Origin of the sequence: Corynebacterium auriscanis (genome assembly GCF_030408435.1) — a bacterium.
GTDB lineage: Bacteria > Actinomycetota > Actinomycetes > Mycobacteriales > Mycobacteriaceae > Corynebacterium > Corynebacterium auriscanis.
On sequence record NZ_CP047046.1, the window covers coordinates 1,313,613 to 1,336,714 of the forward strand.

Below are 23,102 nucleotides of genomic sequence, written 5' to 3' on the forward strand. Positions count from 1 at the left end.
GGACTTCTGCTGCACATTCGTGGTTCAGCGCGAGATCATTGGTACCTGAGCATTCAGAAGAGGCCCCTATGCCCTCCACCCTGCACATCCTGTCGTTCCTCCTTAATCCCTTCCGCCTTGTCAAGCCCCCACTCTTTTACAAGCAGCCTCGGGCGCGTCAATTCCAATCGACCCTTCGCAATGCTAAAAACCACATCACCTATGCAAAGCAGCAGGACTCCTACACCCTTAACAACCTCGCCCGCAGAGTTGAAAACCCTTATCGAAATACCCATTTCACCTCCGCAGCGACCTCCCCTAGGGTGCAAGTAAAAGATGATCGCAACGTCCCGCGCCGTATCGGTTTGCAAGCACTTCCCTATAGGTTGCGCCTAGAAGATGACGCGGGAAATGCGGAAATGTGGCACGATTTAACGTGTGACTTTTAACAACAACCTTGGCGACTACAGCGACCGCGGAAGTTCTGCAGGTGGCGCTGGTTTTGGTGGCGGCATGCGTGGTGGCGGCGGTGGTGGTCCACTGATGTGGATCCTCGGCAGCGTCATCGGCCGAAAGTTCGGCATCCCCGGCATTCTGATCTTCGGCGCCATCCTTTTCTTTATGAACGGCGGCTTGGGCATGTTCGGTGGAGGTAGCAGCCAACAAGCTAGTCAACAGGGTGGCTCGGGTTCCTTCGCTCACTGCAAAACCGCCGAAGATGCCAACAACGACGATGATTGTCGCATGTTGGCCACGGCAAAGTCCCTGGATAAATTCTGGAGCAAGGCCGCTCCAGCTGAAATCGGCCAAGACTACTCTCAGCCGGGTTTGAAGCTGGGCAATGGCCAGGTCAACTCCGGTTGTGGCTCCGCGAATATGGCCCAAACGGGTCCGTTCTACTGCCCCTCCGATCAAACTGTGTACATCTCCACAAAGTTCTTCAGTGAGTTGAAGAAGCTCGGTGGTTCGGACGCACCGTTTTCCCAGGAGTACGTTGTAGCCCACGAGTTTGGCCACCACATTCAAAACATCGAGGGCAATTTGGGTCTTTCGGATTACAACCAGCCTGGTCCAGATTCCAACGCAGTAAAGATGGAACTGCAAGCCGATTGCTACGCGGGTGTTTGGGCACAGAACGCGGACAAGGGGCCAGATGCGGTGCTGGATCCGATCACCCAAAACCAGGTTGATGAGGCCGTTCGTTCCGCACAATCCATCGGAGACGATCATATCCAGGAAAGCTCCGGTGGCGGCGTTCAACCCGATAAGTGGACCCACGGATCTTCTAAGCAGCGCGTGGAATGGTTCATGCGGGGCTACCAAGGCGGCACGGTTGATAGCTGTCGCCAAAATTTCAGGCGCTAAACCGGAAAGAGGGCCGGCGGGTGATTTCTCACCGCCGCGCCCTTTTTCTATGCTTCTGGTGTTGCGCAGGACCTCGTCTTCCAGGTGCGCACAGCAGATGACGGGCGCCGCAGCACCCATGCAATGGACGCTGGTTCTAACTGTCGCAAACCCTCTCAGGTGCGCACAGCAGATAACGGGCGCCACAGCACCCATGCAATGGACGCTGGTTCTAACTGTCGCAAACCCTCTCAGGTGCGCACAGCAGATAACGGGCGCCACAGCACCCATGCAATGGACGCTGGTTCTAACTGTCGCAAACCCTGCCGGGTGCACTCCGTAAAACGGAATCCGCAATGGGAGTACATCAAGCACAAGTCACACAAGCACAAATCCAGCAAGCACAAGTCACGCAAGCATAAATCCATCAAGGACAAATCCAGCAAGCGCAAGCTTCTCTTGCAGGACCACTAACGCATAAGCCTCATGGGCTTGACCCAGCCCAGCAGCGCACCGATCCCATACAGAGCAGCAAACAGCGCACCTGCGCCAGCCACGCCGGCCAGCAACTTTAGGAACCATCCCTTGGATGATGAAGGAGCTGCATCGGAGCCACTGGTCCCGTCAGAGCCTGGCTTGTCTGGGTTACCAGGCTCGACCGGTGGTTGTGGGTCCCCAGTCTCAGGCTTTCCGCCTGGAGCTTTGAAACCGACCTTGATTGGGTCGTGATCGCTCGCGCGAAAGACGTCCGGGCTGTAGAAATCTACCGCGTTGTAGTTGCGCCGGGAGTATTCAAAGCTCGTGGCTTCGTCACTGTTGATATCCCAAACGTCGGCTCCAGTGACGAGCTTCAGCGCTGCGGCATTGGCCATCACGTGGTCCAGGGAACCCAGCCGACCACTGAATTGGTAAGACAAGCCCGCATCGAAGTGAGTATCGAGGTTGGTAAACCCGCTCTCCTCCAGAACGCGAATGGCATCCTCCTTCGCGTAGGCATTGAAGTCGCCCATCACGAATTGCGCCTTGTCCTGCCAATCCTCCTGCGTTCCCAACCACTCGTTGAGTTGCTTGGACATCTCTGTACGCAACCGGGCATTATTGCCTTGGCCATCGCCAGTATCAGCATCGCCACGGGCCACCGAACCCTTGGACTTGTAGTGGTTCACTACTGCCACAAAGCTCTGACCTTCCTCGTCCGTCCGAAACTCTTGGGCCAGAGGCTGGCGCGCAATTCCGTTGAAGGCTTCGTGGTCCAGAATGCGGGATTCCCCTACCGGGGTCACCTTGTCGGGGTTGTAGATGAATGCGGTACGGATTACGTCCTCATCGTCTGGCAAGGTCTTGGGGCTGGGTACGAACTTCCAATTGCCACCAGCAGCATTCAGCGCGTCGACCAGTCGCTTCAACGATTCATCCCGATCGTGACCGAACTTCGCGGAGTTCTCGATCTCTTCCAAACCGAGTACGCTCACGTCCAGCTGGTTGATCGCCGCGACGATCTTCGCCTGCTGATCGTTGAATGCCTCCTGGCTGTAAGCTCCACGCACCTTGCACCCATTCGCCGTCACCGCCTTGCCATCACGGTCCTTGTACGCGCCACAACCTGCTTCATCCGCACCCAGATCGGTGAAGTAGTTCAACACATTGAAGCTCGCGATGGACAGCTGGCCGCCAACTTCGCGGGGACCGTTCGCTTCTGCTGCCCGGGAGTCGTCCCACGCAATCGGCAGCTCTGCCCGCTTGGTATCACCAGTGACTTCGCCAGTGGGCTGCAAGCCCCACTTCTTGAAGTTGTAGCTCAGCACCACTGGGTTCTGGAAGGTCACCTTGTCACCGGTACGCAAGGAACGAATGCCCTCTTGCGTGGATAAGTATGGCAAAGGCACGTCCTTGGCCGCATCGTTGAGGAAGTAATTGCGTGTCGCAGCATCGTCGAGGGTGATCACCTGCTTGAGGTTGTTATCCTCATATTTCTGCGCATCTGCCCCGGGGGCCACCATCTGCGTTGCTTGGTACAGCGGCTTGTCTCCAGCCACTAAGTCCACACTGCCGAAGCTAGAGACCTCGTAGTTGTTGGTAACGGTGTATCCGCCTGTGGGCTTGAACAGCATGTGCTCGTTAGCTTCCCGCTGCGCCGGATCGGTTGGCACGTTATCGCCGATGGGCTTCGGCTTTTCACCGCAGTCTGCCGCTGGGTCGGTGGATTGTTTGGTCGACGCCGCCGTGATCTGCGTGGACGTGTTGAACTCGGACACGCTACCCGTGACAATGACACACTTATCGAGCTCACTGGGAGCGGTATTACCGGTGTATACGAACACGGCCTGAGAGGCCTCCCCTGCCTGGCGTGCCTTGCCTCCGGTGCCACCCATTTGAATCACGAAACCCTTGAGGCCTCCCGTTGGGTAGGACGCTGTAACCCAACCCACTGTGGTGACGGACTTGTCAACCAGGGGAGATTTTTCACCCGTGGACTGAATATCCGATATGGGGGTGGTCTTTTGCTGAGTGGACTCTGAATCGTTGCCGGGATCCGTGCCAGGGTTCGTATTGGGATCCGTACCGGGGTTCGTATCTGGATCCGTGCCAGGGTTCGTATTGGGATCCGTGCCAGGGTTCGTATTGGGATCCGTGCCAGGGTTCGACGAGTCGCCCGTCAGGGCATCCCCACCAGTGAACTGCGGGGTGGGATCGCCAGCCAGGAAGTCCTGCGCATTGTCGTCGGTATCCGCGCCGGCTTGCTTGCGCGAAGCCGAGGTGGTGTTGGACAGCGTGCTGGCCGGAGTTCCTTCCGCCACAGTGGTGGCACCAAATCCGACGATGTCTACTGCGCTATCCCCCTGAGACCACTGTGCGGAGGTTTTGGTGAGGACCACGGTGCCCCTGGATCCGGACATGGCGAGTTGATTGCTTTGGGCGTCAGAAGAAAAGGAAGTAGTGCCACCTGTTCCCTGAGCACCTTGGATGAGGTAGTACCCTCCGGGAGCGATCTCACCGGCCAGAGTCACGGTAGTGCTGGCGGTGGTCCCCTTGGAAGACAGATAGTGCACGGCCCAACCGTCAAGAGAAATGGGTTTAGAGGTGGGGTTGTACAGTTCGATGAAGTCGTGCGTGAGAGTGGCACCAGTGTTACCACCGCCACCGTAGACCTCGTTGATGATAACGTTGTCACCGCTGGTTGCAGCGCTTGCAACACCTGTTGATACTGACGCGCCGAATGCCCCAGGAACGACCAGCGTGCATAACGTCAAACCGGATACAGTGAGGGCCGAAGACAGCTTTCGCTGAGCAGAAAACAAGGAAATCAAGCCTTTCTTCAAGGTAAACCCCCGGAGCCGACTATCGAGGATGTCATTGGCGCTCCAGGGTGGGAACTAATGAAAGATTGAGTGAACGAGCCCCGGCTAGCGAGCTTGTGGCAGAATTCGCTTCGGCAGCTTCACCCAGTTAGGGATCATCCACTGTGGGATCATGCCGGTGTCATAAGCCCATGCCAGCAGACCTGCGCCAGCTAGGACGGACAACAGACCACCGAAGAGGAACGCCCAGAAGCCACGTTGCTGCTCCTTGGAGGATCCAGCGGAATCGGAAGAGCCGGGCTGGTCGGAGGAGCCGGGTACGTTATCGCCTGGGGTTGGCCCGGCCGGGAGTGTGGCGCCGTTGACCGGCATCATCTGGTCGGTGCCATTGTCGGTTTTCACTCGCAGTGCCACCGCGTTGGCCGGAACCATAACCTCGAGGGAGGTCTTACCGGTTTCGTTGTTGTCATTGGTGATGGTGTTGTCCAAATCCCCACTCACGGCCGGGGCCCACTTAATCTGCTCGCCCTCCTCATACGCGAAGGAAACCTCAACGGTCTTGGCCATTGGCTCACCCTTGGTGGTGTAGCTCAGAGACGATAGCTCAATCTTTACCTTCTGATCCGCCGTCAGCTCGGCTGGGTTTGCATCCACAAAGTGCACGCCCACGCTGGTCTGATCGGTACGTGCTGCCAAGTCCTTGCTTGATGCGAGGTACTTGTTGAAGGCATCCACGTCGACTAGGCCCGTGTCCTTAATCTTGTTCGAGCCACCCTCATGGGTATCGAAGCCGGTGAAGCCATCGCCTTCGGCGAGCAGGAAATTATTACCTGCAATGCGGTAAGTCTTGTTCTCGTCCAGAACCTTGCCATCAACCTTCACCGAGGTGATGCGAGAACCGATTGGAGCCGTAGGATCGTAGGTGTACTCCACATTCTTGGACAAGCCCAGTACCAAAACGGGGCGCTCGTCAGCTGCAGCGTTGCGCCACTGCTGCTCGAGAACCTTCTTGAACTGGGCACCCGTAACGTCCACGACACCCAGGGTGTTGTTGAAAGGCTGAACAGCGTATGCATCCGAGAAAGTGACCTCTCCAGACATCAAATCCTCGCGAACACCACCGGCATTCATGATGCCGATATCGGCCTTGAAATCGGTGGACTTGTTCACCGATTCCAAGGTGGCATCGGCGATCATGGAGTTCAACGTGGATTCGGTACCACGGTTGCTGCCGGAGTCCGCCCCAGAGTTCGACCCACGAAAGAAGTTGGTAGCCGTGGTCGCGACGACCTTCTGCCCCTCTTCCTTAGCAGCGGTGGCCGCGGCCTGCACGATCTTTTCGACTTCCGCATCCTTCTCACCGTTACAGGCCTTCACAACCTCATCGGAGGTGCGGTTGGTGGTCTTTACGCTGACCACGCGCTTTTCCTTCTTGTCGAAAACAACATCGATGTCACCAATCAGCATGCCGTAGTTCGCAGGCTGCACTACAGGAGGCTGGCCATCGAGATTACGGTTCTGGTGGGTATGGCCAGCGATGACGGCATCGACATCCTTGCTGAATCCCGCGGAGGTCACACCTTCGTGAACCAGTCCGATGACCACGTCGGCCTGTCCTTGCTGCTTCAAACGAGTGGCCTCAGCGTTCACAGCCTCGATAGGCTTAGAGAAGGTGATTCCGGGGATACCGGCAGGGCTTACCAGCTGATTCGTCGTATCGGTAATGGCGCCAATATAGGCGATTTTCACACCGCCTTTATTAACGATCGTGCTAGGTGCAACCTGAGCGCCCTTCATATTTGCCGCCAAGTATGGGAACTTGGCCAGCTTGCTGCCGTCAACACCCACGCGGCCGTTGAGGTCATCCCAACCCTTGTCCAGCTCGTGGTTACCAACTGCCGAAGCTTCCAGTTCCATGGCATTGAGAACCTCCACGGTCGGCTTGTCTTTCAGAATGGAGGACTCAAAAGGAGAACCACCGATGTTGTCACCAGCCGAAACAAAGCTAGTGTTCGGGTTGGTCTCGCGCTCCTTATCCAGGAAGCACGCCAGCGCGCCAGCGCCGATCTCGGTCACTGTGCCGCTTTTGGATGTCTTCTGCTGGATGTGACCGTGGAAGTCGGTCACGCCCAGGATGTTCAGGCTTACTTGGTCGGCCTCCGCTGCATATGCGGGAACAGACAGCGAAGTAAAGGCGACACTTGGGGTAACAACAAGCGCCAGCGCGGCACGCGAGAGCTTTCGCGACATAGGTAGGGCTCCTCTTCAGAGTATTGAAACGACAAGAGGAGCTAACCACCCGTTAGCTCCTCTTCGCTCGGCAACAATTCACGCGGTCTTGCGCCTTTGCCCTCGTGTCAGAAAGATTTAGCCCTGAGTTTACTTGGCTCGCCCCCGTTTTGGGGACGAACTTAACCTAATTCAAGACGGTCGCGAGTTCGGCGACCACCGAATCGACCGCCACGTCGCGCTGCTCGTGTGCAGCTAGGTCCTTCAGTGCTACCGTTCCTGCTTCCAGCTCTGCATCACCCATCACGAGGGCGAATGTGGCGCCTGCGCGATCGGCGCCCTTCATCGCACCCTTGAGCCCTCGATCTCCATAGGACATATCGGCGCTGAGCCCCGCAGCCCGCAGCTCGTCAATCAACCGAGCCATCTTGGCCTTGGCAGCACTTCCCAGGGCCACGCCGTAAACATCCACCCGTCGCCCCTCGGATGCCTGCGTGCCCTCTGCCCGCAACGCCAGCAAGGTGCGGTCTACACCCAACCCAAAACCGATGCCCGAGAGATCTTGTCCGCCCAGCTGAGCCATCAAACCGTCATAACGGCCACCGCCACCGATACCGGACTGCGCGCCCAATCCATCGTGGACGAACTCGAAACAGGTTTTGGTGTAGTAGTCCAACCCGCGCACCATACGGGGGTTGATAGCGTACTGCACGCCAAGATCGTCCAACATTCCAGTCACGGTCTCAAAGTGCTCGCGAGAACTATCACTCAGGTGGTCGAGCATCAGTGGAGCATCGGCCAGCATCTCCTGCATTTCCGGGCGCTTGTCGTCCAATACGCGCAGTGGATTGAGTTCGGCGCGCCGAGTCGTTTCCTCGTCCAAGGGCAGCTTGCGCAGGAATTCTTGCAACTTGGCACGGTATGCGGGGCGATCGGAATTATCGCCCAAGGAGGTCAGTTCCAAGCGCTGGCCGGTGAGCCCGACGCTGCGGTAGCAACGATCGGCCAGGGCAATCACCTCGGCATCGAGGTAAGGATCATCAACCCCCACGGCCTCCACGCCGACTTGCTGCAACTGGCGATAGCGGCCTGCTTGAGGCCGTTCATAACGGAAAAAGGGGCCCGCGTAGACCAGCTTGACGGGCAATTGTCCGCGATCCAAGTTGTTTTCAATGACTGAACGTATAACCCCAGCGGTACCCTCCGGGCGCAAGGTCACACTGCGGCCGCCGCGGTCTGCGAACGTATACATTTCCTTGCTCACCACGTCGGTTGATTCACCGACGCCCCGGGCAAACAGATTCGTGTCTTCAAAGATTGGCAGCTCGATGTGTTCGTAACCGGCTTGGCGGGCGGCATTCGTAAACGCCTCGCGGATCGCTAGGAACTCATGCGAGTTCGGCGGGAAGTACTCTTGCACGCCCTTGGGCGCGCTTAATGCCTGTAACTTTTTCTTCGCTGCGCTGTCATTCACAAGTACAAAGTTTAACCATTACCTTTTGACGCGCAGGGTGCAGGTAGTACTAACGAACCGCCTGCAGGTACCCGTTGGTGCGCTTTTCTTCACCAATGGTCGTAGCTTGGCCATGGCCGGTAACAACGACATCGTTGTCGTCGAACTCATGGGTGAGTTTTTTGAGGGACAACACCATATCCTCCGGTGAGCTACCCGGCAGATCAGTTCGGCCTACCCCGCCACGGAAGAGGACGTCACCGCCGATGATGAATCCCGGCACGCGGAACATCACATGGCCTGGAGAGTGCCCCGGCATGTGGTGGATATCGAATTGCACTCCCGCGATGTCGATGCTGTCTTCCGTCAACTCGCGCAGGTCGGCAACCGGTTTCATGGTGGCGACATCAAAAATTTGGGCAAAAGGGGAAGCTGATTGATCCATTTCCAAAAATGGACGGTCTAACGGGTGAACATAAACGGGTACGTTAAAGTCCGCAGCATCGCGGATGTGATCAATGTGACCGTGCGTGAGGACAACTTTTTCCACGTGGAAGTTCAGGTCACGGCCCAAGCTGGTGACCGTATCGAAAGCGCCCAGGCCAGGATCAATGACCACGGCCGGTGCGGGAGCGGATGTGTCGTGCCCCGATGTAGAGGCGGAGGAGCTGGATCCCGTGGCGGCGTCGGTAATAGAAGAACCCGCAGGGGTGCCGGCAGCAACAGAGCGATTGATGAGAACATAGCAATTGGTCTGGAAAGGACCGGCCGAAAACGTGAGGATCTCCACCGATGGTGAAACGGCATCCACAGTGACGGGCGCGCTGGGGCTGGTCGAGGGATTAAACAAGTCAGTCATGTATCCAACCTTAGCGAGCTGAGTGTTTTGGGTGCGTTACCTTAGGAACATTGGGAGCTCTAAGGCATAATGGCCTATTGATAGTTGCAAGCTGGATGGCGCGGAAACTATGCCGTCGTAACCGTTGTAGAAAGGTCGCTAATTAGCGTGTCCCAGAAGAACCTCGACCGCGATATGCCCAATAAGGGACGGCGCGATGAAGCTCTCAACGAGCTGGAAAAAACCCTTCGATCCCGCGAACGGCGCGCGAAGGCCGCGCCACTAGGCGTAATTTTCGCCACCCTCGCTGTATTGGTTTTGCTGGTCGGCGGTATTTACATGGCTGTTACGTGGAACAGCGACGAAAAATCGACTGAAGCGGCTGACCAAACTTCCTCCGAACAGCAAACGCCCGAAGCTGCGGCAATGCCGGACAAGCCACTGGAGCCTTACGGCCAGACCGTGAAATGTGAGTACAAGAAGGACGGGAAGGCTGCAAAGCCCGTGTCCGCGCCAAACGGTGATGGAATTGCAACCACCGGTACGCAGAAAGTCATCATCAAGACCAACGAGGGCGACATACCCCTCGAGGTTGATGCGGCGCAGTCCCCTTGTACCGTGAATTCCTTCGTTCACCTAGTGGAAGCGAAGTTCTTCGACAACACCGTATGCCACCGTTCGGTGAAATCCGATGGACTGACAATCTTGCAGTGTGGTGACCCCACCGCAAAGGGCAACGGTGGCCCTGGCTACCGATTTGCCAACGAGTTCCCGGAGAACGCCTTCGTGAAGAAGGGTGAAAAGGTAGATCCGATGAACCCACCAGAGGGCCTGCAAAAGCCAGTGAAGTACCCACGCGGCTCCCTAGCTATGGCCAACACCGGTCAGCCAGAGACCAATGGTTCCCAGTTCTTCCTGGTGGATCAGGATTCCACCCTGCCTCCGACCTACAACATGTTCGGCAAGATCACCGACGAGGGCCTAAAAACCCTGGACAAGATCTTGGAGAAGGCACCGCAAGACGATGGCAAGCCCAAGGACGAGGTGCGCATCACCTCGGCCACGAAAGCTTAATTAAAGGAGCAGCCCGCCCGGGCTGCTCCTCTTTCCTTAGCCACCCGTGGTCACGCGATAGACGTCAAAGACACCCTCAACGTTGCGCAACTGGTTCATGGTGTAGCCCAGCTGCTTGGTATCCGAAACCTCAAAGGTGAAGCGGATATTCGCCACCCGATCGTCCGCGGTGTGCGAACTGGTCGCCACGATGGGCACTTTCTGATCAGAGATCACACGGGTGACCTCCGAGAGTAAACCGTTGCGGTCCAACCCCTCAATTTGAATTGTCACCAAGAACACCGCGTTGTTAAACGAGCTGGCCCACTGCACCTCCACCAAACGGGCGGGTTCCGCGTGCAGCTTCGGAGCATTCGTACAGTCCGTACGGTGAACAGATACTCCCCCGCCTTTGGTGATGAAGCCGAACACTTCGTCCCCCGGCACCGGAGTGCAGCATTTCGCCAACTTCGCCGAAAAATCTGCCTGGCCCTGCACAAGGATTCCCGATCCATCGCCGCGGCCCTCTTGCGGAGTATTCGCGATTCTGGAAACTGCTGGGGTTCGCCGAACCAGTTCGTCCTCGGCCTCTTCGGGGCTGCCGAAAGTCTCGATGAGTAGCTTGACCACGTGGTCGGCGCCCACTTCAGAACGCCCGATCGCGGCGTATAGCGCATCAACATCGCTGTAACCCAACTGCGAGGCAATGGCCCGCATGGAATCTGCAGTGAACAACCGATGCAGTGGCAGGCCGCCGCGCTGAACTTCGGCCGCCAGCATATCGCGACCTTTCTCCGTAGCTTCCTCACGGCGCTCCTTGGCAAACCAAGCGCGGATTTTGTTCTTGGCCCGTGGGGATACAACGATGTCCAGCCAATCTCGATTGGGGCCGGCGGATTGGTCCTTCGAGGTGAAAATCTCGACCTTATCGCCGGTCTTGAGCTTAGATTCCAGCGCGACCAGCTTGCCGTTGACCTTGGCACCGATGCACCGGTGCCCCACTTCGGTGTGCACCGCGTAGGCAAAGTCCAGCGGGGTAGCCTCCGCCGGCAGAGTCACGGCATCACCCTTCGGCGTGAACACGAAGATCTGATTAGTCGATAGATCGTAACGTAGGTTGTCAAGGAACTCGTTCGGATCAGCGGCTTCTTTTTGCCAATCCAGGAGCTGGCGCATCCAGGCCATCTGGTCGACTTCACCACTATCGCCCTTGTGGCTACCCTTGGTTTCCTTGTAGCGCCAGTGCGCCGCGATACCGAACTCGGCCTTGTGATGCATTTCGTGCGTACGGATCTGCACTTCCAGTGGCTTGGCCTTGGGCCCGACCACGGTGGTGTGCAGCGATTGGTACACCCCAAAGCGTGGCGCGGAGATGTAGTCCTTAAACCGGCCTGGCATCGGATGGTATAAGGTGTGGATCGCGCCCACGGCGCCATAGCAATCGCGCACGGAATCAACCAAGATACGGATGCCTACGAGGTCGAAAATCTCATCAAAATCTCGCCCTCGCACGATCATCTTCTGATAGATCGACCAGTAGTGTTTAGGCCGTCCAACCACGGTGGCCTGAATGCCGGAACGTCGCAACGCTTCCTCGATCTCGCGCTTCACATCCGCGATGTACGAGTTTCGCTTGGGCGCGCGATCTGCGACCATCCGCACGATCTCGTCGTATTTCTTCGGATACAAAATGGCGAAGGATAGATCCTCCAGCTCCCACTTCACGGTCGCCATTCCCAGTCGGTGTGCCAGCGGGGCGATCACTTCGAGGGTTTGCCGGGCTTTCTTGGCCTGCTTTTCCGGTGGCAAAAAGCGCATGGTTCGCATGTTGTGCAACCGGTCGGCGACCTTAATTACCAGCACTCGGGGATCGTTGGCGATTGCTACAATCATCTTGCGAATGGTTTCGGCTTCCGCTGCGGACCCCAGCACCATCTTGTCTAACTTGGTTACTCCGTCGACTAGTCGCGCAACTTCCGCGCCAAAATCGGCCGTCAATTCATCGAGGGTATAGTCCGTGTCCTCGACAGTATCGTGCAACAGGGCGGCCACCAGCGTGGTCGTATCCATGCCGATCTCCGCAGCAATCGTGGCTACTGCCAGCGGATGGGTAATGTATGGTTCCCCCGATTTACGCGTCACGCCTCGGTGTAAACGTTCGGCGACCTCATAGGCCCGCCCCAGCGCGTCCACGTCGGCTTTCGGATGATACTTTCGGTGAATCGCCACAAGTGGTCCCAGCACGGGGTTCACGCGGGTGCGGCCACCGCCGGTCAGGCTGCGCGCTATTCGCGCTGCCATCCATAACGATCCCTTTTCGTTACTCATGACTGCTCACCGTTACACCACTGGCTGTTTCTTTTGGTTCGACGCCCAGCTGCGCCAGCGACCGCGAATCTCCTTTGGCGACGACGTATAGAGGCAGATCGCGCAGCTTGTCGCGACCGTGCAAGCCTTCAACCTCAAGGACAACGGCTAGGCCCACGACGTGAGCACCGGCCTTCTCGAGGAGTTCTTGGGAAGCTCGTAGTGTGCCACCGGTGGCCAACACATCGTCGATGAGGATGATGCGTTTGCCGTCGAGGGGAATGCCGCTAGCTGGGATCTCCAACGTGGCACTGCCATATTCCAAGTCGTAGTGCACTTGGTGGACCGGAGGCGGAAGCTTTCCCCCCTTGCGCACGGCCAGCACTCCCACACCTAATTCGTGGGCAACAGCGCTACCGAGCAGGAAGCCACGGGCATCTAGTCCACCTATCAGGTCCGCGCCTGCATCTCGGCACGCATCGGCCAAATCGTGCACCAGCACGCGGTAGCAATCGGGGTCGGCCAAAACGGGTGTGAGGTCCTCGAACACAATGCCGGGCTTGGGGAAATCTGGGACTATGCGCGTGAATTTCTCCAGCGCCTCCTTTGCCGTCTTGGGCTGCACGGTGGGTGGAGTAACGGGATTATGCACGGACTAAAACCTCTTGCGCGTCGGTCGTCAAAGATTCGATGGTGTTGCCTCGTACACGAGGCAACACTACGTGTCGCTTACTTTAGCGAACACGTGAGGATTAACTACCTTTTCCGGGGTTAGAGGTACCGCTCGCACCCGATTGGTTGGGATTGTTCGAGGGGGTTTTGGCATCCGGATCTGCAGCAGCGGGCGCATCATCAGGTACCGGCGTAGTACGGGTGATCCACCGATCCATGTTCCAGCTGACTCCCCCATCTGCCCCATTGTCCATGACGTTGTGCACGTGGCCCTCAAACGCAATCGTGCGGGCTTCGGTCACCAATGGAATCGAGTAGCTGGCGGCCTGCAGCTTCTTTTCCTCTCGCTGGATTTCCGTCAGGCGCCCGGAAACACCGTGGGCCACCGCCGCATTGCGCCCAAAAGTGGTGCGGGTATCCAACAACACGTCGTAATCAACTCCCAATACCCCGTAATCACTTATACCGCGGGGCACTGGCTCCACATTCACACCGGCAGCGCCACACGTCTGTTTAATCTTGTCCACGATGACTTTGTACCGGGACGTGGTTTCTAGGTATCCGATGCGGATCGTTTGGCCTGTCAACGCTGCCGCTTTATCCGGCGCGAAAACGGTATTCTCTTGGGATGTGCGGGTCAGTTGGCTGGAAAGTGGGTGTGATGGCCCAATCACGCGCAAACCAGTTGGTTTCACGCGTGCACCAGAGTGTTTAGTCACGGCATCGGCTAAGCCACGCTGATCGATGCAGTAGTTGAGAGCGCTTCGGGCTTCGGGGGTGCCCAGTGGGCCCAGATCGGAAATACGCAAGGTGTCTACCCGGGAAGACTGCACGCGCGTGACGCGCCAGTCCGGCTCCTTCAATCCCAGCTCTTCTAGGTTCTTACCCGCGTCAATATCCGCAACCTTTAGTTGGTTGTGCTCGCGGAGCGTGGCTAGGTCTGCCCGCCGTGGCCACACATGGATCGGCTCCTCGACGGGTTTCACACCCGACCACCCAGGGTTGGCAGTCAATTCGAGGTGCCCATCTTCCCCACGGGATGCGATCTTGTACGGACCCGACGTGGGCACGCTTGTCGGATCGGTTTTGCTAAGCAAAAAGGTCTCTTGCCACTGCTTCCCCATTTCGGTAAGCATGGCGTCGTCGCCCGATCGCAATGCCTGGGCTGCATCGGGCAGTTTCGCGCGCTCGGCAACCGTATGCATGGGCAGCACGCTGCCCGCGCTAAACAGCTCCCTGTACCGCTCGCCGAATCCCGCCTTGAAATTCACTACGAACCGTTTGGATCCGGGCTGGCAGTCCAGGCTCTGAACCTGCGAGAATAACGGCATATCTGAGCCGAATAAGTCCGGACGCTTGGAGGCCTCATACGTCAACAGGAAGTCGTCGCACACCACCGGTTTCCCGTCGGAATACTCGGCCTGGCTGTTGATCTGGTAATTGATGACCGCTTGGTTGCGTTTGCTGGGAAAGGCCTTCACAATGTCCGGATTTGGCAACAATTGCTCATCGGGACCTTCGATGAAAGCGCCTGGATACAGTCGCGCGCTGATTTTGCCGGCGTCCGTGGCTACACCCAACGAGGTGCCGGCGTTCGTCGTAACCAGTTCTTGTGGCAACGCGTACCCGAATTGCTCTTCGGGAGCAGCGCTGTCGCCGGGGCCTCGATCACCGGCGCAGGAAGCCACCGCAGCCGTGATCGCCACCGCCCCCGCGGTCGCCGCGAGTTTCTTGCCAACCGAGCCTTTCACAAACACCTTCCTACCTTGTCGCCCACCGCGAGCGGCGAACCAGATCCATGATCACTGAGTTCCCCGAGCTACATTCCCGGGCGCCACGTTTGCCCGGCTGCACCGGTCTCTGGCCCGTCATGGCGGGCTGAATCTTGCGTTGCTTCCCTACCTGTGCCTTCGGCCTGGTCATTTTTTGCTGGCTTAGTCACCCGGCTGGCATTACTGGGGAACTGAACCTTGCGGCCGCCATTTTTACTCGACGCCCCGCTGGAACCCACCGCCGAATTCAATGGGTTGCCATTATCAGCACCGACTTCGGTTGATGCACCGTGCCCGGTGGAGTCCGCTGCACGCGCACGGTTGATCGCGTCCTCACCTGCAGAGTCAAAGTCCCGCCCGCGATCCGCATCGGTATCGGGACTTGCGCTGTGCTGGATGTTGGCACTGTGCTGGGTGTCGGCGCTTCGCTGCGCCGCTGCCCCGCCGGCGTTGCGATCCAGGCCGGCCACATCGGAAGCGCTCGTAGCGCCAACTGCGGCGACACCTGCCATCTCATCAGCATGGCCGTTGTTGCCTTCACCACCTTCGCGTGCCTTGCGAACGCGCTCGTTGTGCTCCCGGTACTTGCGCTGACGGGACTTAATCGTGGCCAACAGTGGAGCCGCGAAGAATATGGAGTTAAACGTACCGACAATCACACCAATAAACTGCACCAGCGCCAAGTCCTTGAGCGTTCCTACGCCCATCAAACCTACCGCCACCACCAGCAACGACACGATAGGCACTGCCGAGAAGATGGAGGTGTTGATCGAGCGCATGATGGTCTGGTTCAACGCTAGGTTGGCTTGTTCATCGAAGGTAGAGCGGGTGGACCCAAACAGGCCCGAAGTGTTCTCGCGAATCTTGTCGAACACGACCACCACGTCGTAGAGGGAGAATGCCAAGATCGTGAGCAAACCAATCACCGTTGCTGGCGAGACCTCGAAACCAATGAGGGCATACAGGCCGGCCACCACGGCGAGATCCAGCAAAATTGTGACGATGGCAGCCAGGGCCATGTCCCGTTCCAAGCGGATGGTGATGTAGGTAAAGACGATCAGCAAGAATACGCCCAGCGACAGCAGCATGCGCTGCGTGATGGATTTACCCCACGATTCGGAGACCGTGGAATCCGTCACTGCGTTCTCGCTGACCTCGCCCGCGGCATTCTTTGGATGGAACTTCTCAAATAGAGCGGAACGAACCTGACGAATCTGATCTTCACTCAGGCGCTCAGAGGTCACCTCGATGACGCGCGAATCGCCACTACCCACAGTCTGGGCGGACTGAGGGGCAATGCCAATGGCATCCTCAAACGTCTCTTCCACCTGTGACTGCGTGACGTTTTGCGCCGGTGGCATGGCAATCCTTGTGCCTCCCTGGAAGTCAATGCCCAGTGTGAACCCACGAATCAGGATCGCACCGATGGCTACAACCAGCATCGCGGCCATGAGGGAGTACAACTTGCGGCGGTTCGGAATAATCCGGAACCCGCCCATGCCGTTATACATCTTGCCGAAGAATCCCATGGAAGAATCCTTGTCGCCCTCATCGTCGCGCTGAGACTTATTGGCCTCTGCCGCACGGAATGCCGATCCCAGGCCATTGAGCCGCGGTGCTGCAAACGCGGGGCGTCGAGATGCCAAAATAACCAGTGGAGCAGAGACCAAGAAAGCAATCAGAAGGTCGAAGATAGTGGTCAGGCCAAGGGTGAAGGCGAAGCCCTTGACCTCGCCAATGGCCAGGAAGTACAACACGAGCGCTCCGAACAAGCTCACGGCCTTACCCGTGACGATCGTGCGACGGGCGCGCTGCCATGCGCGTGGAACGGACGAGCGGAACGTAGACCCATCGCGGATTTCGTCCTTGATGCGTTCGAAATAGATAACGAACGAATCTGCCGTGGTGCCCAAACCAATGATTAGACCAGCGATACCTGCGAGGTCCAAGCTGTAGCCAATCCAGCGACCCAGCAACACGATCAGGCCATAGACCAGAGCGAACGCGGCCAACAGGGAGACAATCGCAATGACGCCCAAACCGCGGTAGTAGACCAAGGCGTAGATTGCGATGAGCGCCAAACCGACAGCGCCGGCGATCAGACCGGCCTTCAGGGAGGCCTCACCCAGAGTTGGGGAAATCGTGGTGGTTGTACCGCCGGGCTCACCATTTTCACCCACAAAGCTGATGGGCAAAGCGCCGTAGCGCAGGTTGTTGGCGATGTCCTGAGCTTCCTTCTCGCTGAACTCACCAGTAATCTGCGAGGTATTGCCCGGAGGGGTTGGCTCTTGGATCACCGGAGCGGAAATCACCTTCGAGTCCAGGGTGATGGCGACTTGCTGCTGCAGCATCTGTTGCCCAAATTTGTACCACGTCTCGCCACCGGGGGTCTGCTTACCGGTCTTGAACTTAAAGGAGATGGACATCTGGGCGGTCTGTGGGTTGAGACCACCTGTGATGGGTGCGTTCCCGTCGATCATTGCGCCAGTGAGGAACTTGGCATCGGGGCCCGGCTTCGAGCCCTCCAGTAGCGGCGCAGGGCCCAGCACTTGAACCTGGCCTTCGTTATCGCAGGTCACAAAGGGCTTCGATGGGTCATCAGCACCGGCCAACTTATCGCTGCCCTCACACGTCAAGAGGGCACGAGCAGCCTCCTGCTTATTAGCTTTGTCTGACTGGCGGTCTTCCAGCAAAACCTTAACCATCTTGTCACGGTTCTTCTGCTGCTCCACACTGGTTTTGCCTTCAGCGGGGGCCTTGGCGGTGACCTTTAGGTCCTTCGGCGCATCTGGCACTTTTTGTTGCTTGAGGAACTTCATGAGGTCGTCCAGCTTTTGCTGGCCGACCTCGGGCGTGATCGCCCCGACCTCTACCCAGCGGTTCGCCATTGCCTCGACTTCTTTAAACACGCCCTTGTCTGGCTGTGCGGGCTGCTGCACCACCGGGCGGAAAACAAGCTGTGACGTCTTGCCCAACGCACGGGCTTCCTCCACGTTTTCACCAGGAACGGTGATCACGAGGTTACTGCCGTCCGCACGTACTTCCGCGCCGGAAACACCCATGCCGTTGACGCGGTCGCTGAGGATGCGGCGCGCTTGGTCCAGCTGCTCCGAACTGGGCTTGGCACCCTGCGGGACAAGGGTGATGCGGGTGCCACCCTGCAAGTCGATGCCCAGTTTGGGCGAGAGCGACTTGCTGCCGGTGAAGAAAATCAAGCCAAAAACAATGACGAGGATAAGGGCGAAGAGCGCTAGTGCTCGCTTCGGCCATGCAAACGAGTTGTTTTTGGCAGCTCGTGTGGAGCGTTTCGTGGCCACAGTAAAAACTCCTGGGCGTATATCGGGAACTACTGACGTGAAATGAATACGGACTGCCTGTGCCGGATGCGAGAAGCGTGCGTTAACCGCACTCCACAAGCAGACCGAATCGTAACCTGATGATTCTAACCCTTAAGGGGCGATTACGTAAGAACCGCGCGGTGGGGAGTCTAGGAAACTCTCCATAAACCGCGCGGTCAGACACTTTAGCGACGATCCTCGGGCGAACCCTCCGGGTTGTCGTCCGTGGACGGGCCGTCGACCTCGTGCTGATCAACCGGGCTGGAAGCGCTGGGGTTGCTCTGCTGTAACGCATCCCCTTGCACCGAACCGGTATCGACGGAATCAACTGGGTTGAGCACCGCGGTGCGGTCCCAGGTGGTTACCACGCTAGGAGCGATTTCTAGGTCGATCGTCTTTTCACCCACGTTGTGAATGCGCCCCTGTAGTCCGGAGGTCATACGCACCACCATGCCGGGGCGCAGTTGTTCTTGGAAGGCGCGAATCTCCTTGAGCCTTTGGTTCTGCTTCCGCATTTGGAATAACGGGAGGGCAATGAAAACCAGTAGGACAAGAATAAGAATAAGAGGATCCATACCTGCCAGTGTGCCATATCCTTGCGGTCACCTAATTACCGAACCCCACCGTTCTTAACCACCGCTTTCGCTAAAGCTAACGCTTGTCCGGGTAGTCATGCGGGCGCCGCTACCGGCACAGCGAACAATTACAGACCAATGGTTCCCTCTGGAGGTTCCAGCCCCACGTGTCTCCATGCCATGGCCGTAGCCACTCTTCCGCGTGGCGTACGCGCTAACATGCCGGCTCGCACTAGGTAGGGCTCGCACACTTCTTCTACGGTGGAGGGTTCTTCACCCACGGCTATCGCTAGTGTATTGACGCCCACAGGCCCTCCGCCATGGCCTCTCACGAGGGCATCGAGCACTGCGCGGTCGAGGCGGTCCAAACCGGATTCGTCCACGTCAAACACCAGTAGCGCTGCTTTAGCCACTTCCAAGTTGACCTTGCCGTCCGCATTCACATCAGCGAAATCACGGACTCGACGCAGCAAACGGTTCGCAATACGCGGGGTGCCACGCGAACGCGAAGCGATTTCCCAGGCAGCATCGTGACTGATGTGTACACCCAGGATTCCCGCAGCGCGAGTGACCACGCGTGTGAGATCCTCTACGTCGTAAAACTCCATTTGGGCGGTGAAACCAAAGCGATCCCGCAATGGACCTGTCAGCATACCGGCGCGCGTAGTAGCACCGACCAACGTGAACGGGGCAACTTCAATGGGAATGGAAGTGGCTCCCGGCCCCTTTCCGACGATCACATCAATGCGAAAGTCCTCCATCGCCATGTACAGCATTTCTTCCGCCGGCCTGGCAATACGGTGGATCTCGTCAATGAACAGGACATCGCCTTCCATCAGGTTGGATAGCATAGCGGCGAGATCACCCGCCCGTTCCAGCGCCGGGCCACTAGTCATACGCAGTGACGTTCCCAGCTCCTGGGCAATAATCATGGCCATAGTGGTTTTACCCAAGCCCGGCGGCCCGGCCAACAAAACGTGATCCGGAACTACTCCACGCGCACGAGCGCCGCCCAAAACCAGATCAAGCTGAGTGCGGACCTTCGGCTGGCCGATAAACTCACCCAGAGATTTGGGGCGCAGCGAGCTTTCTACATCGGAATCCCCCGGCACCTGTCCACCGCTGAGGTCCGGGTTGATTCCGCCACCTGCGTCTGTGCCACTGAACTCGAGAGCACCCGAGGGTAACTCGAATTCAGTTTTTTCCACGTCACTCATGTTTGCCTACCTTACCTCTGCCCGCAGACACTCTTCGTCACTACGCATAGCCACTCCCATAAGACTGTGTCGAAGTGACTGAGCCTCGCGGCCATCTCCCGTCGGACTGCCACGCGCCTATTTACTACCACCGAGGTGCGACAGCGCCGCTCGCAGTAGGCTCGAAGCTTCCAAGAGTCCCGCACCCTCAGTCCGAGATGCGACCTGCGAGACAGTAGATGCCGCCTTTGCTTCCGTGAAGCCGAGGCCCACCAGGGCTTCTTCCACCTGTGCACGCACGGAATCACTTAACTCCTGTGGAGAACCGTTCGTGGCAGCGCTAGGCGTCGATAGCTCAGAAGACAACGCACCCAGCTTGCCCTTGAGGTCAACGACCATGCGTTCGGCCAGCCGTTTTCCCACACCTGGGGCGCGTTGCAGTGTCTTAGCATCGCCATCGGCCACCGCAGCGGCCAATTCAGCGGGGGTGAGCACACTCATAATCGCCAAAGCAACTCGGGCGCCCACCCCGGAAACCTTTTGTAGAGCCACGAAGGTTTGGCGCTGGTCGGAATCGGTGAACGCATACAACATCTGTGCGTCCTCGCGAACCACCAAGGTGGTGAGGACGAAGGCTTCGGAGCCACGCTCCAGCGATCCGACAATCGCCGGGGTGGTGTGGCAGTGATACCCAACGCCACCACATTCCACGACGACGTAATCGAGACCTTTATCAATAACGATTCCACGCAACGAGGCAATCATGACTGTCCTTTCTCAAGGGATTTTAACGAGGAGTACCGACTACCCATATCGGGTCCACACAACGAGATAAACATGGAACCAATCATGACTGTCCTTTCACAACATGGTTCAACGGTGCGCGCCAACAATGGCAGACGGCGAGGGCAAGCGCATCGGCGGCATCGGCGGGCTTAGGCGGCTCACCAAGACCAAGAATGCGAGTTACCATCGTGGTCATTTGCGGTTTATCGGCCCGCCCGTTGCCTGTGATCGCCTTCTTCACTTCACTGGGGGTGTACATGTGCACATCCAGCCCACGTTTGGCTGCCGCGAGCATCAATACACCGGAGGCGTGAGCAGTATTCATCACCGTCGACACATTCGATCGTTCGAAAACCCGCTCCAGAGCCACGACGTCCGGGCGATATTCGTCCATCCATTCTTCCACCGCATTCGACAAGCGCAACAAGCGAGAGGTGAGGCTATCACTGGCGGGCGTGCGGACTACCCCCACGGCTATTGGCAGTACAGAACGCCCGCGACCTGCTTGGACGACAGACAGCCCGCACCGCGTCAAACCCGGGTCAATCCCCATCACTCGCAGGCCGGCCAGGTTGCGGGTTCGTTGGCCGACGCCACGCGCCACCCCTCCCTCACCCATCCCTGCAAGCGCGCGGGAACCGGCTCCTGGGCGCGCATGGGGGGCAGGATGTGATGGCGATTTATTCATAGCGCTCACTAATTTAGCACACGTGTTCCAAAAATGGAGTGTGTTGTGCGCGGTCAGCGAAAACCTATCCACCTCGGGGGCGCACCTTCTCATCACCCCCACCCGACCTCCGGCCACCAGCTACAGTTGTCAACACTGGCCACCAGCTACGGTTGCCAACTCCAGCCCCCGGCTACGGTTGCCGACATCCTGCTACCGCGCCGTTACTTCGGACTTCAACCGAACCTACGGTATGTTTTCATACATGACACCAAAGAAGCTCTACTCCACCCTAGCGGTAGCCGAAACCATCACTTGGGCGCTGCTTATCGGGGGAATGATCCTGAAATACACGGACGTTACCCCACTTGGAGTGCGCATAGCCGGGGGAATCCACGGCTTTGTGTTCCTCACCTACTGCGTTGCCACTGTGCTGATTTGGATCAATAATCGCTGGAGCTTCGGCCGAGGAATTCTAGGCTTACTGTCCTCCGTGATCCCCTTTGCCACCATTCCATTCGAAAAGCAGGCAGATAAAGCAGGTGTGCTCAACGGCGCGTGGCGATTCACCGCTGATGCGCTCGATCCCCACGAACGCCCCAGTAACGTGGCTGAACGCGGACTGGCCTTTGCGGTAAGCAAACCAATTGTGACCTTAATCGTCGTACTGATCGCCGTGGCTCTGTTGTTCAGCGGCCTGCTGGCGCTGGGATCTCCACTGGAGTGGTTTAAAAACTAATCCGGGTTCACTTGAACCCGGATTCCTCTAACCTTCCAGTTCGGCCATAACGTCGGCTGGGATATCCATATTCGTGAAGATGTTCTGTACATCGTCACAGTCCTCTAGCACGTCAATGAGCTTGAGGTTCTTCCTAGCGGTTGTCGCGTCTACTGGTACTTCGGTAGACGCGCGGAAGTCCGGCTCCACGGAGTCGTATTCGATCCCGGCTTCCTGCAGCGCATCACGCACAGCGGAAAGATCCGTAGGTTCACTGACAACTTCGAACTTTTCGCCCAGGTCATTAACTTCCTCCGCACCGGCATCTAACACAGCCATGAGGATGTCATCTTCGGTGTGCTCGCCCTTATCGAGAATCACCACCCCCTTGCGGGTGAATTGGTAGGACACAGAACCGGCATCTGCCATGTTGCCGCCGTTCTTGCTCATAGCGGTGCGAACATCGGTAGCCGCGCGATTTCGGTTATCGGTAAGGCATTCAATGAGCATCGCCACGCCACCGGAGCCGTAGCCTTCGTACATGATGGTTTCCCAGTCAGCGCCACCGGCTTCTTCGCCTGAACCGCGCTTAACGGCACGATCGATGTTGTCGTTCGGGACAGAGGACTTCTTCGCTTTCGTAATGGCGTCCTGCAGCGTCGGGTTTGCGCTGGGATCGCCACCACCGGTACGAGCGGCTACTTCGATGTTTTTGATCAGCTTGGCAAATTCCTTGCCGCGCTTGGCATCGTTAGCTGCTTTCTTGTGCTTTGTGGTTGCCCATTTTGAGTGGCCTGCCATCGTCCTCTTCCATCATCTAACTAACTGGTACTTGTTCTACTTTACGCCGTGGGCTGCCCAAGCCCAATGAACCCA

Annotated in this window: 17 protein-coding genes and 1 pseudogene; 4 read left to right on the forward strand and 14 right to left on the reverse strand. The window is 57.8% G+C overall.

The genetic code is table 11. From position 1 onward, the window contains the following. Positions 1-68: 68 nt before the first annotated feature. Positions 69-428 carry a hypothetical protein gene (locus CAURIC_RS05485; protein WP_156963330.1) on the forward strand — a complete coding sequence of 120 codons (360 nt, stop codon included), beginning with the start codon at positions 69-71 and terminating at the stop codon, positions 426-428. Continuing rightward, positions 418-1,344, forward strand: coding sequence for a KPN_02809 family neutral zinc metallopeptidase (gene ypfJ, locus CAURIC_RS05490; RefSeq protein ID WP_035112987.1), 927 nt, complete (start codon positions 418-420; stop codon positions 1,342-1,344). Before CAURIC_RS05485 ends, ypfJ begins: the two co-directional genes overlap by 11 nt. A 449-nt stretch (positions 1,345-1,793) precedes the next feature. Here ypfJ and CAURIC_RS05495 read toward each other — a convergent pair whose 3' ends face one another. The 4 genes from CAURIC_RS05495 to CAURIC_RS05510 all read right to left on the reverse strand — a co-directional run bounded on the left by CAURIC_RS05495 (position 1,794) and on the right by CAURIC_RS05510 (position 9,163). Beyond that, positions 1,794-4,631: an ExeM/NucH family extracellular endonuclease gene (locus CAURIC_RS05495; protein WP_290181996.1), complete on the reverse strand. Its 2,838-nt coding sequence runs from the start codon at positions 4,629-4,631 to the stop codon at positions 1,794-1,796. 96 nt (positions 4,632-4,727) lie between these two features. Continuing rightward, positions 4,728-6,872, reverse strand: a complete 2,145-nt coding sequence (locus CAURIC_RS05500; RefSeq protein ID WP_052094692.1) for a bifunctional metallophosphatase/5'-nucleotidase — start codon at positions 6,870-6,872, stop codon at positions 4,728-4,730. Positions 6,873-7,038: 166 nt separating this feature from the next. After that, entirely contained in the window at positions 7,039-8,325 is a 1,287-nt protein-coding gene (gene hisS, locus CAURIC_RS05505; RefSeq protein ID WP_035112983.1) for a histidine--tRNA ligase, read from the reverse strand. Between the two features lie 49 nt (positions 8,326-8,374). Further along, positions 8,375-9,163 (reverse strand): MBL fold metallo-hydrolase, encoded by a 789-nt coding sequence (locus CAURIC_RS05510; protein ID WP_290181999.1) that lies wholly within the window; start codon positions 9,161-9,163, stop codon positions 8,375-8,377. A gap of 147 nt (positions 9,164-9,310) precedes the next feature. On the opposite strand from CAURIC_RS05510, the gene CAURIC_RS05515 reads away from it, so the two are divergent. Then, a complete protein-coding gene (locus CAURIC_RS05515) occupies positions 9,311-10,216 on the forward strand; it encodes a peptidylprolyl isomerase (RefSeq protein ID WP_235700633.1) in 906 nt (301 codons plus the stop codon). Between the two features lie 36 nt (positions 10,217-10,252). Here the strand turns inward: CAURIC_RS05515 and CAURIC_RS05520 are convergent, their stop codons facing one another. The 9 genes and pseudogenes from CAURIC_RS05520 to ruvC form a co-directional block, all read right to left on the reverse strand. Then, positions 10,253-12,523: a RelA/SpoT family protein gene (locus CAURIC_RS05520; protein WP_035112981.1), complete on the reverse strand. Its 2,271-nt coding sequence runs from the start codon at positions 12,521-12,523 to the stop codon at positions 10,253-10,255. After that, complete coding sequence (locus CAURIC_RS05525) at positions 12,516-13,154, reverse strand: adenine phosphoribosyltransferase (protein WP_035112978.1); 639 nt, start codon at positions 13,152-13,154, stop codon at positions 12,516-12,518. Before CAURIC_RS05525 ends, CAURIC_RS05520 begins: the two co-directional genes overlap by 8 nt. 100 nt (positions 13,155-13,254) lie before the next feature. Continuing rightward, positions 13,255-14,925, reverse strand: a complete 1,671-nt coding sequence (locus CAURIC_RS05530) for an ABC transporter substrate-binding protein (protein ID WP_290182003.1) — start codon at positions 14,923-14,925, stop codon at positions 13,255-13,257. Positions 14,926-14,993: 68 nt separating this feature from the next. Further along, positions 14,994-16,475 (reverse strand): protein translocase subunit SecF, encoded by a 1,482-nt coding sequence (gene secF / locus CAURIC_RS05535; RefSeq protein ID WP_353959097.1) that lies wholly within the window; start codon positions 16,473-16,475, stop codon positions 14,994-14,996. A gap of 18 nt (positions 16,476-16,493) precedes the next feature. Further along, a pseudogene (gene secD / locus CAURIC_RS05540) lies at positions 16,494-18,263 on the reverse strand (protein translocase subunit SecD); the annotation flags it as partial. Positions 18,264-18,469: 206 nt separating this feature from the next. Beyond that, positions 18,470-18,859, reverse strand: a complete 390-nt coding sequence (yajC, locus tag CAURIC_RS05545) for a preprotein translocase subunit YajC (RefSeq protein WP_035112975.1) — start codon at positions 18,857-18,859, stop codon at positions 18,470-18,472. A 128-nt stretch (positions 18,860-18,987) separates the two neighbouring features. Continuing rightward, the gene (ruvB, locus tag CAURIC_RS05550) at positions 18,988-20,076 is read right to left on the reverse strand and encodes a Holliday junction branch migration DNA helicase RuvB (protein ID WP_035112972.1); all 1,089 of its coding nucleotides are present in this window, start codon (positions 20,074-20,076) and stop codon (positions 18,988-18,990) included. A 117-nt stretch (positions 20,077-20,193) separates the two neighbouring features. Next, on the reverse strand, positions 20,194-20,820 hold the full coding sequence (ruvA, locus tag CAURIC_RS05555) for a Holliday junction branch migration protein RuvA (protein WP_035112970.1): 627 nt from the start codon (positions 20,818-20,820) through the stop codon (positions 20,194-20,196). An 82-nt stretch (positions 20,821-20,902) separates the two neighbouring features. After that, positions 20,903-21,460 (reverse strand): crossover junction endodeoxyribonuclease RuvC, encoded by a 558-nt coding sequence (ruvC, locus tag CAURIC_RS05560; protein ID WP_052094687.1) that lies wholly within the window; start codon positions 21,458-21,460, stop codon positions 20,903-20,905. Positions 21,461-21,773: 313 nt separating this feature from the next. On the opposite strand from ruvC, the gene CAURIC_RS05565 reads away from it, so the two are divergent. Beyond that, the gene (locus tag CAURIC_RS05565) at positions 21,774-22,247 is read left to right on the forward strand and encodes a DUF3817 domain-containing protein (RefSeq protein ID WP_035112968.1); all 474 of its coding nucleotides are present in this window, start codon (positions 21,774-21,776) and stop codon (positions 22,245-22,247) included. 27 nt (positions 22,248-22,274) lie between these two features. Here the strand turns inward: CAURIC_RS05565 and CAURIC_RS05570 are convergent, their stop codons facing one another. Then, positions 22,275-23,027, reverse strand: a complete 753-nt coding sequence (locus CAURIC_RS05570) for a YebC/PmpR family DNA-binding transcriptional regulator (RefSeq protein WP_035112966.1) — start codon at positions 23,025-23,027, stop codon at positions 22,275-22,277. Positions 23,028-23,102: the final 75 nt, after the last annotated feature.